Source organism: Candidatus Diapherotrites archaeon (assembly GCA_016205145.1).
Taxonomy (GTDB): Archaea; Iainarchaeota; Iainarchaeia; order Iainarchaeales; family JACQJH01; genus JACQJH01.
Genome location: JACQJH010000001.1, coordinates 106,605 through 118,272, shown reverse-complemented (window position 1 = coordinate 118,272; position 11,668 = coordinate 106,605). Strand labels below are relative to the sequence as shown.

The window sequence follows — 11,668 nt, the reverse complement described above, 5'->3', positions numbered from 1 at the left end:
AATGGCCGGAAAAGGATTTTTAAAACAGCGCGGATACGACAAACAGCGAACAAAACGGCTGACCTATGCCGGGCCTTCGACAAACTTTATGTCGTCAAGCCTTCCGCCCGAAACGTCAAAGACAATCGTGCCGCGCTCGTAGCGCCTGCTCCACACGCTGCCGTTTTTTACCGGAGCCTGGTCAAGAGGATACCCCAAAGGAGAATCGTAAACGTCAAAATGTTCATTGGGATTGGTCGAAAAGAAAACATTGGTGTCAGCAACTAAATGCACCCAAAGCCAGGCCTTGGATGCCTTCGAAGCGTCCTTCCCGCCCGCCAAAAAAACCGCGTTTTTGCCGTTTTGCTTCAACCACTGCACCTGATCCCAGTACCATTGCACGCTTGCCGCGCTGCCGCCCAAATTGTTTTCCACGCCGTCAGCAAAAAACCCGTTTTCCGTCATAAGGCCGTCAAACTGGCCGGACGCAATTAGTTTTTGAAAAAAAATGCTTTGGTTAGCCTTCACTTCATACAAACCGTTAAGAAGCATTTTTGCGCCGGTTTTTACGCGAACGGCAGTAAGAACCGAAACAAAATTGTTCGCATAAACAGCAAACTGTTCATCCCTGCTTCCGGGCGAAACATAATTTGGCACCGGAACCGAACCAACACGGGAGCCAAGATATTTGATATAAGCCGGCAATTGCACGTTATCCAAAAAAATATTCTCCACGCCTGGAACGCCATTCACCAGCTTATTGGCCCTTCTTGCAAGATATACCCTGACCGCCCAGCTGCCGTGATTCCAAAGCGTCCGGTACCGCCCGTAGCCGACCGGCGAATATGGAAGCGGGTAAACCATTGTTTTGCCAAGCTGGTAGTCGGCAATGTCGCTTCTTTCCCTGACCGGAAAGTTGTCCACGAGCTCGGGCAACCCGTCCGGCCCTATGACGGCGCCGACAAACAATTCAGTGCCGTTCGGAAAAAGCTCCGGATGGCGTTCTACAAGTTCCTCATGGATTTTCCCGACTTCAGCCCTTGCAATCACGCCAGAATAGATGTTGTTTTTATCCCCGCCAAAACCATACTGCGCAAACAAGCCGTCAAGCTCGCTTTGGCTCAACGCAACAAGAGTTTTGGGCGCAGTGGAAGTTGTCAAAACAACATGGCCGGAATCCGTCACATTAAAATGAGTATAATCCTGCAGGTTGCCAAAAGGCGTGCCCTGCGTGATGGTGAATTCAACCAGCCCTTCCGGCGCCGGCGGCTTTGTTGAAAACCGATTATAGTAATCCAAAGCATAAAACCGCAAATAATGCCTGAACTGCCTTACACTGCAGTCAGCAGGGCATGAAGCTGTGTCCTCGTTTCCGTTGCATGCGCCGTCCGAATTGCACGAACCGCTATCGTTTCCTGACGGCGGCTGTGGCGAATTGCCGCCTCCTCCGCCTCCGGAAAGAATGGCACAATCGGCCGGACAGGAAACCGCGGACTCGTTTGTGTCGCAGGCGCCGTTCCGGTTACAAAACACGACAGCAGCCGCTGCATTCACGTCGGGTGCGCCGGCGTTTGCATCCGGAACATTGGCGTCCGGTTGTTCAGCAACCAATTCCGTGGTTGGCGGCTGTCGCGGCCCGCCAGTTTCGGGCGCGGACTTGGCTTGGTTTGAATCCAAAAAGTTTTTGTCGGAATCAACCGGCTTTTCCACGCCTTTGCTTTTTGTGGCGGTGCAACCGGAAAGCAAAACAAGCAACACAAATGCGCAGACAACAACCGGTTTCAAATGCGGCATGAAAAATCTTTTTGACGCGGTTCCCTTGATGGCGTCGCTTGGATGCATAAAAACGATTGCCCTGAAAGGTTTTTTAAAACAGAAAGCATGCCCATGAAAGAATGCCAAACGGTTATAGGCCGCTAGCCGTAAATCACAAGGCTGAACTGTGCCGCGGCTTCCAAAAAGCCGTCGGAAGCGCCGTAAGACAGGGAGTAGATTCCCGCGCGCGGGTTCGGCCATTCGATTGTGCGGGAAAGCGGCTCGTAAGACGCGCCTTCCGGCAGGCCGTCAACCCAGGTAATCAAGGAATCCCCGTCGGCGTCGCTTGCCTCAGGCAAAGTGATTGAAACTTTTTCCCCCGTGCCTGCCGAAACAAAACCGACAACCGGCATCACCGGATTGGTGTTGCCCTCGACATTCTTGCGCGCATCCTTTATCGCCTGTCTGAAAGAATCGGGCATCACGCCCTGGGCGCGGTACCTCTGCCCATTTCTTGCAGTCCGGTAGACCGGCCACGGCGGACGCTGTGCGTGCCAAATCAGAACCATGCCCTCGCTTGCGCGCAAGGCGTCGCGGATTCCGTATCCGAACTGCTTAGCCAATTCAATCTCATCTTCGGGAATAAAGTTTACATCAACCCAAGCTGCATCATCGGGCGTCTGCTCAAGCACGGTAGCCCACAGCTCTTGACCGTATTCAATCTGTCGGTTCCCGGGCGTGTTTGTGGCGGATTTTTCAAGCGCGTTTTCAAGGAAATGCTTCTTGCGGTCAAGCAGTTGCCCGCGCCGCCGGATGGTGTAGGTCCACTCGTCGCCGTCAATGAACCGGATGCCCGGAGCGCCTTCGAGCATGCCGTCGATGAAGGCAGGCAGTAGGGTATACCGTTCCAAATAACTCTTTTGGTCGATTCCGCCTGTTTCCTTTCTGTCCTTGTCGCTGTACAGGCTGTACGCAAAATGGAAGAGCACGGTCATGTCCGGATACTCCTCGGCCATCGCGGATGCCAATTGTTGCCCCCGCTGGCGGGCCGCGGCCTCGTACTCGGCGAACGGCGCCGGATTGACCGGCACGGATTGTTCGTAGCTGAGGGTAAGCGGAGAACCCTTGTAAGCAATGTAACCGGGGTCCTGGGTGTTGACCGAATAGTTCTGTTCAGTATCAATTATGATTCCTTCAAGGCCGGCCTTTTTCGCCAGCCCTGCTGCAACCCGCGCGTTGCCGGCAATGATTTGCCATTGCTCGTCCGCAGTCAGGTTATGGAGCTTAAGGCCGTTGGCGTCGAATACCGGTATCCCGTCCGCATCGAGCACCGGGCTCAGGTGGTTGCCGAGAACCGACGAATGCGTCCAGCCCAGATAGAGTACCATGTAATTATGCTTCAGGTTCTTCGCTTTTCCCAGGGCCTGCCCGACTTCTCCGGCGACGGCGTCAAACTGCCCTTCCCGGTACCTGCGGCCCGTGCTTAAGGCGGTCTTCTGAAATATATTCAATGGCCACGGCCTGCCCGGTTCATTGAAGAATACCTCGTCGTCTATCGCGATGCCGTCGAATCCGGACTCGTCGTACACGCCAAGGTCTTCCTTTAAGGACTTCAAATCAGGGCTGAGCCAGCCCGCGGTAATTAGGCGCTTGCGGTGCACGGGCAGCCCGTCAAGGCCGGCCGTTGACAGGAACGTGCCCGCCTGCAGCCGCGTGGTTGCGGCCGCCCCTTCATTGGCATAGCCGTCGTCAGGCGGACGCGCAACGGCGAGCCCGCGGTTTGCCGGCCACGCACACACCAAGCCCCCGTCCACGAAGAAGGTATTGTAACGATCACCGTACTCGACAGCAAAAGAGCGCGCGGAGCTGCCTGAAACGGCGTAACTGCAAAGGCTATAATAGTTGTATGCGTCCATGCTGGAAAAAAAGTATATTTTGCCGTCAAACAGGTACACGCCCGGCACCGCGCCGCCGGCGCCTATAACCGGCCCCCTCATGCCAAGCGCGTTGGATGGCAAAGCGCCCAGCAAAGTGTAACCGGCCTGCGGGTGAACGAACTGCGTGAACGAACGGTCGAAAACCATCAGCTCGTCAACAAGAACGCTGCCAGATGGGGAAACCGGGCCGCCGGCCTTGAAGCTGGCGCCGGAAAGAAATGCGCCGGAACGCGCCTTGTAACAAAGAGGAAACCCGTCCACAAACAAGGTTATGTGCTGTTCAGACGCCTCGCCCGCCAGCCGGTGCCATTTGCCGTCATTCAAGGCGGAACTCCAGCAATCAGTCAAACTGCCATCCGCGCCGTTGGCGAAAAAAACAAGCTGGCTGGCGCCATAGCGGTAAAAACCTACGCCCTGGCCCTGCGCATCGGCCCAGCCCGCCACCCAGGCCCGGGTGGCAGTATCGCCACCGGCGCCAAACTTGACGCGCAACGCAATCGACAAATCAGACAAACCGCCCGAATCCGGCAAACCCCTGGCTTCGGCCTGCCCGGAAGAAGAATCAAGGGCAAGGCAGCCGCCGAAAGCGCAATCAGGCGAAGAACCCGCAACAACATTGCCGGACATAACCAAATCATTTGAACCAAACGAATCCGACAAATCATCAAAACGCCAGTATGAAACAAGGCCCTCAGAAGAAAAAACCCCGCGAGAAACTTCGCAGTTTCCGTTGGCGCACGCCCGGCCGTCAGGACAGCCTGTCCAGGAACCCCATTCAAGGCAGTCGTCTTCGTCAAAGTTTCCGCAGACATTATAGCCGGAACCGGAACACTGCCTCAAGCCGGCGGAAGAACAGTCATTGCTGCAGGCCCGAATCACGGGTTCCTTGTCAGTGCCTGTTGCGGGCACGACATCCGGCTTTTTGCTTTGGTTCACGTCACCCGGAATGACGGCGGGCTTAATTTCAGGGCCGCCGGAACCGGAATTCATGCCAAATTTTAGCACGCCCAAAAAGTCGAACACTTCACGAACGCCACTCCGCCCATTCCCCGCATAATAGGCCTGCACTTTCCCGTCAGCCCTTTCATGCGGACGGGAAAAGGCAACAAGCATTATGACTGCGAAAACCAAAACCACGATTCCGAGGAGAATCAGGCGGTCCAAAGAGCCCTGGCCATGCGAAAAGCCTCTTCCGGGCCGCTTAATGGCCCTGTCGGAATAATGGCGCGGCCGGCCGGTTTTATGGGGCATGAAAACAATAATCAAAAGTGAAATATTTAACCATTGCCATTGCTTTAATTTAGTCTGGTGGGGCAATGGCGGAAAATTCTTTTTCCTCGGAAGAGCGGAAAATCCTGGAACCGTTTTTTTCGAACATGGACAAAAACGTCTTTGTCCTCAAAAACCTGCCCGAAGTCGTTTCAGGCGCACTGTTCTCGCGCTATTCGCGCTCGCCGAAACCATTGCGCAGGCTTTTGCTCGACGAATTCATTGCCGACAAGGAATCCGGCTTCCGGGAAATCGTCAACTATTCACTTGGAAACGGAGAACAGCAGGCAATCGCAACCAAGAAAGCCGAAGAGTTTTACGACCGCGTTCTGGTCGGCTACGGCGACGATTCCGTCGCGGAATTAGGCGGAGCGCACGTCGCATGCGAAAAGGTTTCAATCATCGCAAGCAAAGTCCTCGAGGATTCACGCATTGGCCTCTCCCCCCTGGAAAAAAGCACGCGCTACGTTTACTTTGACGAGAAAGAGGGCGGCCGATACCAGTACCTGCTCGAGCCTGGCATAATGCAGTCGGCATTCGAAAAGGATTACGTGGAAACGTGCGATTTGCTGTTCGGCACGTACGCCGAACTCGTGCCGAAAGTGAGAACACAGGCCGAGGAATGGTTTCCGCAGGACTCCGAGACAACCGACCGCGCGTACAAGTCGACAATCAAGGCTAAAACCTGCGACCTCCTGCGCGGCCTCCTGCCTGCTTCAACGCTGACAAACCTCGGCCTGTACGGCAATGGCAGGGCGTTCGAATACCTCATACTCAAAATGCACGCCTCGCCATTGAAGGAAATCAACGGCATCGCTTCTTCATTGCACGAAGAGCTTTTGACTTACATTCCTTCTTTCGTCAAGCGCGCGGCCGGAAAATACGGCGGCCCGACACAGGATTTTTTCAGGCAGGCGAACGCAAACCTTGACGCAACCGCAAAAGAACTGCTTGCAGGCAAACATGCGGAGCAGGCAAAGGAAGTGGAACTGGTCGACTTTGACATGGAAGCCGACAACAAAATCGTTTGCGCGCTGCTTTACGCGCACAGCGACAAGCCCCTGCACCAGCTCAAAAAAATCGTTGCCGCAATGGGCGAAGAGGAAAAGCGCAAAGTCATCCATGCATCTCTTGCGCACAGGCAGAACCGCAGGCACAAGCCTTTGCGAAGCTTCGAAAACGCATACTACACTTTCGACTTGCTCTCAAATTACGGCGGCTTCCGTGACTTGCACCGACATCGCCAGCTTACACAGGAACGCCAGCTTTTGACGGCAAACTTCGGCTATGACACTTATCCCGAACTGGAAAAGGCGGGCGTTTTGAAGGAATTTGAAAAGGCAATGGCAGGAGCGAAGGAAACTTACGATAAAATCGCGAAGGAAATGCCGTTGCAGGCACAATACGTTGTCCCGCTCGCGTACAAAATAAGATGGTATTTCACTCTCAACGCGCGTGAAATGTACCACTTGGTTGAGCTGAGGTCGACGCCGCAGGGACACGCCGACTACCGAAGGGTTTCAATCGAAATGTTCCATCAGGCGAAAAAGGCGACCCCGCTTGTCTTCGAACTCATGAAATTCGTCTACGAGAAAGGCGCGGGCCTGGAAAGGCTGGAAGCGGAAAAGAAGGCGGATGAAAAGCTGGAGCGCATTGGCAAAAAATAATTTTTTTGGAATGGGAGGAAAAAAGCATGGCAAAAAAAATCAGGGTCATTCAATACGGTTTGGGAACTATTGGAATGGAAACCGCGAGGCTTTGCCTTGAAAAGCAGTCACTTGAATTGGCTGGCGCGATTGACATCGACCCGCAAAAAGCCGGAAAGGATGCCGGAGAACTGTGCAATGGAAAACGTGCAGGCGTAACGGTTTCTGACAGCGCGAAAAAAGTTTTCTCCGGGGCAAAAGCGGACGTTGTTGTTCACACAACCGTTTCAAGCCTTGCCAAGGCAGAACCGCAGATCATCGAAGCGCTTGAATCGGGCCTGAACGTGGTTTCGACAACCGAAGAGCTTTCTTTCCCCATAGGCGAGAACAGGAAAATCGCGGAGCGCTTGGACAAAATCGCCGGCAAAAACAACGTCAGCGTGCTTGGTGTCGGAGTCAACCCCGGCTTTGTAATGGACGCATTGCCATTGATGCTTACAGCGCCATGCCAGAAAATCGAAAAAATCGAAATCACGAGGCAGATTGACGCCTCGAACAGGCGCGTTCCCTTCCAGAAAAAAATCGGTTCCACGCTTTCGGTTGAAGAGTTCGACAAAAAGGTTGCGGAAGGCACAATCAGGCACGTCGGCCTGCCTGAATCGCTTTCAATGATAGCGCACTGCCTTGGCTTTAAGGATTTCGAGTTCAGCCAGACAATCAGCCCGATAATCTCGGACAAGGAGATTGCGTTAAGCTGGGGAACGATAAGTATGGGAAGCGTTCGCGGCGTGAAGCAGACTGCCTCGGCGAAAGTGAACGGAAAAGAAATAATTTCCATGAATTTCCGCGCCGGCATCGGGGAAGCGGAATCGTTTGACGCAGTCAAAATCCACGGCGTGCCGCCAATCGACATGAAAATCTCGGGCGGAACTCACGGCGACAGGGCAACGGCCGCGATCGCGGTCAACATGGTTCCGGTCGCATTCTCGGCGGGCGCCGGCCTGAAAACAATGGCGGACTTCGTGCCAAAAATCCTTGCGTGAAAAATTTTGGCAGGTCTTCAAACCTGCCAAAATTTCAGCTACAGGTTTTTGTAAACGTCTTTCCTGCTTGAAACCCTGGCAAAAAATATTTTTTGCCCTTCAATGCGGTAAATTATTCTCAGGTTCAGGATCCTCGAAGCCCAAAACCGTTTCTGGCCGTGAAGTGGCTTTTCGGAAAACGGGTTTGCAGTGAGCCTGCGGAGCCTTTTTTCAACAAGCGTTTTTTGGCTGCCGTCAAGCCTTGCCACGTCATCGGCAAAAGATTCAAGAAAAACCGCTTCAAAACTCATTTTTTCAGGCCTGTTTTAGAGTAGAACTCCCTTTCCGACAGAGATTTGTTCTTGCCTGCTTTGAAATCATCCCATGCCTTTTCAGCCAAAATCAGGTCATCTGCGTCAAGGCTGCGCAGATACTGCTCTTCAAGCTTCAGAATGCCAAGCCGAAGCGCTTCGGATTTCGTTTTGACAACGCCTTTTTCAACGAGGCGTTCAATTACGTCTTCAACGTGGCCGGAAAAATTGACGGTCAAATTCATATTAAAACACAATAGAAAATAGTGTAAAACCATATAAAAAGCTTTCCGGGCCACCGAATTCCGACTTGGGCGAAAATTCACCCGGGCGGGTTTTCCTCGAACCTTATGGCGTCAAGCCTTCCGCTTGAAATGTCAAAAACAATCGTGCCGCGCTCATAGCGCCTGCTCCACACACTGCCGTCCTGCACCGGTGCTTGGTCAAGCGGATAGCCGAGCGGAAAAACAAACGGAAGGAACTGGTTATCAAACGAATCGCCATCGGCTCCATTGCCCGGCAATAGAAAATACGTGCTGTCATCAGCAACCAAGTGCAACCATAACCAAACTGGCAAAATCTTTGAGGGATCAGCCCGCGTAAAACCGGAGCCGGAGGCCGTAAAAAGAATCTTTTTGCCTTTTGATTTCATTTTCTGCGTCAAATCCCGGTACCATGCAACGGACGTCGCACCCCTTGGAGAACCGCCAATGGCAATGCCATCACGCCAAAACTGGTTTTCGGCCATCAAACCGTCAAACTGGCCGGAATCAACAACAGCATCAGAAAATATCTCATTGTCGGAGTTTGTGAACCTGAGAGCGTTCATTATCAGCCCCTTTCCGTCAAGCCGTTTCACGATTTCTGCCCGAATTTCCAATGTAATGCCGGAAAGATGCGCCGCAAGGCCGTTCCTTGCACCTGAAAAAACATATGAATAATCCTCCAGCACCTGGCCCGGAAAAATAGTGTTGTCAATAAACAGGTCGCCGCTTGGACTGAAAGAGGCGGTTTTCACGCCGTACCGCACAAGATATTCCCTGACCGCCGGGCTGTTAAGGTTCCAGAGAACCCTCATCTTATGCTTGCCGCTGGCATTGTAGTAAAACGGCCACAGCATTGTTTTGCCGTCTTGGTAATCCTGTACCGGTCTGTCCGGCACAAGCTTGTCGGAAGCATCAAGAACGGGCATTCCGGAACCGTCAAGCCCGACCCCTGTTTCCAGGCCGCCATTGCCGTACTTTGCATTATACGCAGGATTGCCTTGTGCAAGTTCATGATGGATTTTCTGCACGTCGGCACGCTGCAGTATGCTCATGTTCATGCTCTTCCCTCTAACAGGATTGCCCGTTTCCACGCCGTAAAGATTGAACAGCGCGTCGATTTCGCCGGGTGAAAGCGCGACAGACCGGTTATTCGCATTGTTTACGGTGGCGGAACGGTAAACACTGAGATGCCCGTGCATTTCGGAAAGCTCGACATAGATATAATGCCGCAAACCCGAAGCGGGCACGTTAAGCATGGGCGCCGGCACGGAAGAAACCTCAGAACCCCCCGCCTCCGCCGAATAAAAATGCAGGTACTGCCTGAAAGGCTTGCCAGCACAGTCCGCGGAACAGGACTGCATTGTTTCATCGGCTTCGCAGACACCATTAGCAACACAGGAATAGGAGAAACCCATGCCCCCAACAGCCGCAAGGTTCTGCATTGCCAGCCTCTGCTGCACGCCTGATTCCTGCGCCGAAGTCTTTCCGCCCGAACCCACAAAAGAAATCAAGGCAACGACAACCGCGGCAATCAAAATCGCGGCGCCAAGCAACAGCAGATACTCGATTGCGGACTGGCCACGGGAAAACATCGGTTTCACCATCAAATATCATTCACACAAATTAAATCCTTTGGCACGCCCAAGTGCACAAAAGGCAAACGTCAGTTCTGCGAATAAGAGTTGCCTGCGCCAGTCCAAACATATCCCGGCTGCGGCCTGAAATTGTCCCGCGGCAAAAACGCGTCTGAAACGACTTTTGTGGCCGGGCCGTAAACGACTGCGAAATGGTTTAAGCCGGTCATGCCGGTCGAAAAAGTGTTGTTCGAGGATTCGCCGACGTTCAAATAAATTGCGGTGTCATAAGCCTGCCCTGAAATGGGATAAAAAAAGCTTGAGTCGGTGGAAATTCTGTTGCCCGCAAAGGTTATCCCGCTTCCCGAAAAGAAGTGCACGTAAGGCCTGTGGATTCCAACGGTTTTCACAGGATACGCCAACGAGGATGCCTCTATGAGATTGTTTTTTATAAGCGCGGTTCCGCCCGCCATGAGAGTGACCCCGAATCCGCTCTTGTCCCAGTCCTGGGCAAACTCCCTTGCAGAAGTCTTGAATTCGGAGCCCTCGATTGTAATGCCGTTCACCCTGAAATAGGCGAGCTTGCGCTGGTTTCCCGAAAAAACCCTTGAATTCCTGACCACGATTCCGCCAACATAAGCGCTTGAAACAATCTGGTAGCCGCGGTTGTTGCTGAACTCGTCGTTTTCAAAAACAAGATTTTCGGTTATGTTGGGGACGTTCACGTTCGGCTCGATGTCAACGCCGGCCCTCGGATTATATCCTGTGTCGCTTCCGCCCGTAATGCCGGTGTCCTTGAAAACGCTGTTTTTTATTGTCGAGTTTTTCACCTGAATTATGCTGAGGCCCTGCCTGCCGTTGCTGCTTGAAACCACGCCGTCAACGGTTGCGCCCGAATCCACGGGGCTTGCCGAGCCGCCAAGGTAAATGCCGTCCGTCTGGAAGTTGTGCACAAAAATGTCGGAAATCGAATAATTTTTGCAGCCATAAGTCGCAATGCCCATTCCTGACGGGTGTTCTCTGACGCGCGGATCGTGCGACATCTTGTCGTTGTTGCCGTACAATTCCAAGCCGGAAATGGAAAATCCGTTACAGTGATCGAAATAAAACGGCGTGACCGAACCGGAATTGGAACTCCACACCGTCACGCCCGCGGCATTGACGGCACTGCGGTCCGCCGACCTGTAAAAGTCGCCCTTGACCTCGACTTTTGCCTTGTAGTTTCCCGATGCGTCCTTTCCCAAGCCGACAATTTCCAGGCCGTTGCATCCGGAAAACTTGATGTCGGTTACGCCATTTGGAAGCCTGCCGTCGGAAGTCGCAGCCAAAATCTTGTACCGGTCAATCTTATAGTCCCCTGCAGGAATGACAAGCGTTGCGTCAGTCGAACCGCTCAGCTTGGCCGCAGCAGCAATGAACGATTCATAATCGTCGGAAACCCCGTCGCCTTTCGCGCCAAAATCCTTTTTCAAATCAAAAATTCCGCCGCCGCGGTCGGTGATGGGGCCTGGCAGGCCAAGGGATTTGGAAAGATTCCCCTGCGCTACAGCAACAGTCTGCGACCCTCTTTGCGCCGACTGCTTGCCCCCGGAACCCACAAAAATAATCAAGGCAACGACAACCGCGGCAATCAAAATCGCGGCGCCCAACAGCAAAAGATATTCTATGGCGGACTGGCCTTTTGGAAGGTTTTGATCCACTACCAGTATACGGCTTCGGCGGTTAAAAGCCTGCCGCGGTCAAGTTTCCAAAACCCTTTAAAACCCTTTTTTGCAGGAAATCGGTTCATTGGCTTTTGAGGCTGTCTGTTTGGCTTTTGCCGAACGGCTCGGCCGTTCACAACAGTGGACGGCCTTAGCTTCGGACCCGGCGGACGAAACCGCCGGACGAAAGCGGCTTCGACAATTAA

The 11,668-nt window shown here is 53.2% G+C and carries 8 protein-coding genes; 2 read left to right on the top strand and 6 right to left on the bottom strand.

What is annotated here, in order from left to right; translation table 11 throughout:
- Positions 1-63: 63 nt before the first annotated feature.
- On the bottom strand, positions 64-1,821 hold the full coding sequence (locus tag HY394_00575; GenBank protein ID MBI4052514.1) for a hypothetical protein: 1,758 nt from the start codon (positions 1,819-1,821) through the stop codon (positions 64-66).
- A 74-nt stretch (positions 1,822-1,895) separates the two neighbouring features.
- A complete protein-coding gene (locus HY394_00570) occupies positions 1,896-4,922 on the bottom strand; it encodes a hypothetical protein (GenBank protein MBI4052513.1) in 3,027 nt (1,008 codons plus the stop codon).
- Between the two features lie 65 nt (positions 4,923-4,987).
- Here HY394_00570 and HY394_00565 point away from each other — a divergent pair, with 65 nt between their 5' ends.
- Positions 4,988-6,607, top strand: a complete 1,620-nt coding sequence (locus HY394_00565; GenBank protein ID MBI4052512.1) for an FAD-dependent thymidylate synthase — start codon at positions 4,988-4,990, stop codon at positions 6,605-6,607.
- Positions 6,608-6,633: 26 nt separating this feature from the next.
- Positions 6,634-7,629, top strand: coding sequence for a dihydrodipicolinate reductase (locus HY394_00560; GenBank protein ID MBI4052511.1), 996 nt, complete (start codon positions 6,634-6,636; stop codon positions 7,627-7,629).
- Between the two features lie 38 nt (positions 7,630-7,667).
- On the opposite strand, the gene HY394_00555 is transcribed toward HY394_00560, so the two are convergent.
- From HY394_00555 to HY394_00540, 4 genes are all read right to left on the bottom strand, one after another.
- Complete coding sequence (locus tag HY394_00555; protein MBI4052510.1) at positions 7,668-7,919, bottom strand: type II toxin-antitoxin system RelE/ParE family toxin; 252 nt, start codon at positions 7,917-7,919, stop codon at positions 7,668-7,670.
- Complete coding sequence (locus HY394_00550; GenBank protein MBI4052509.1) at positions 7,916-8,164, bottom strand: hypothetical protein; 249 nt, start codon at positions 8,162-8,164, stop codon at positions 7,916-7,918. Before HY394_00550 ends, HY394_00555 begins: the two co-directional genes overlap by 4 nt.
- Positions 8,165-8,241: 77 nt before the next feature.
- Positions 8,242-9,789, bottom strand: a complete 1,548-nt coding sequence (locus HY394_00545) for a hypothetical protein (GenBank protein ID MBI4052508.1) — start codon at positions 9,787-9,789, stop codon at positions 8,242-8,244.
- A gap of 59 nt (positions 9,790-9,848) precedes the next feature.
- Positions 9,849-11,459, bottom strand: coding sequence for a right-handed parallel beta-helix repeat-containing protein (locus tag HY394_00540; GenBank protein ID MBI4052507.1), 1,611 nt, complete (start codon positions 11,457-11,459; stop codon positions 9,849-9,851).
- Positions 11,460-11,668 lie beyond the last annotated feature (209 nt).

What these genes read in the sequence shown, in the direction of transcription:
- HY394_00575 (MBI4052514.1), bottom strand. Translation starts at nt 1,821, where the DNA reads ATGCATCCAAGCGACGCCATCAAGGGAACCGCGTCAAAAAGATTTTTC.
- HY394_00570 (MBI4052513.1), bottom strand. Translation starts at nt 4,922, where the DNA reads ATGCCCCATAAAACCGGCCGGCCGCGCCATTATTCCGACAGGGCCATT.
- HY394_00565 (MBI4052512.1), top strand. Translation starts at nt 4,988, where the DNA reads ATGGCGGAAAATTCTTTTTCCTCGGAAGAGCGGAAAATCCTGGAACCG.
- HY394_00560 (MBI4052511.1), top strand. Translation starts at nt 6,634, where the DNA reads ATGGCAAAAAAAATCAGGGTCATTCAATACGGTTTGGGAACTATTGGA.
- HY394_00555 (MBI4052510.1), bottom strand. Translation starts at nt 7,919, where the DNA reads ATGAGTTTTGAAGCGGTTTTTCTTGAATCTTTTGCCGATGACGTGGCA.
- HY394_00550 (MBI4052509.1), bottom strand. Translation starts at nt 8,164, where the DNA reads ATGAATTTGACCGTCAATTTTTCCGGCCACGTTGAAGACGTAATTGAA.
- HY394_00545 (MBI4052508.1), bottom strand. Translation starts at nt 9,789, where the DNA reads ATGGTGAAACCGATGTTTTCCCGTGGCCAGTCCGCAATCGAGTATCTG.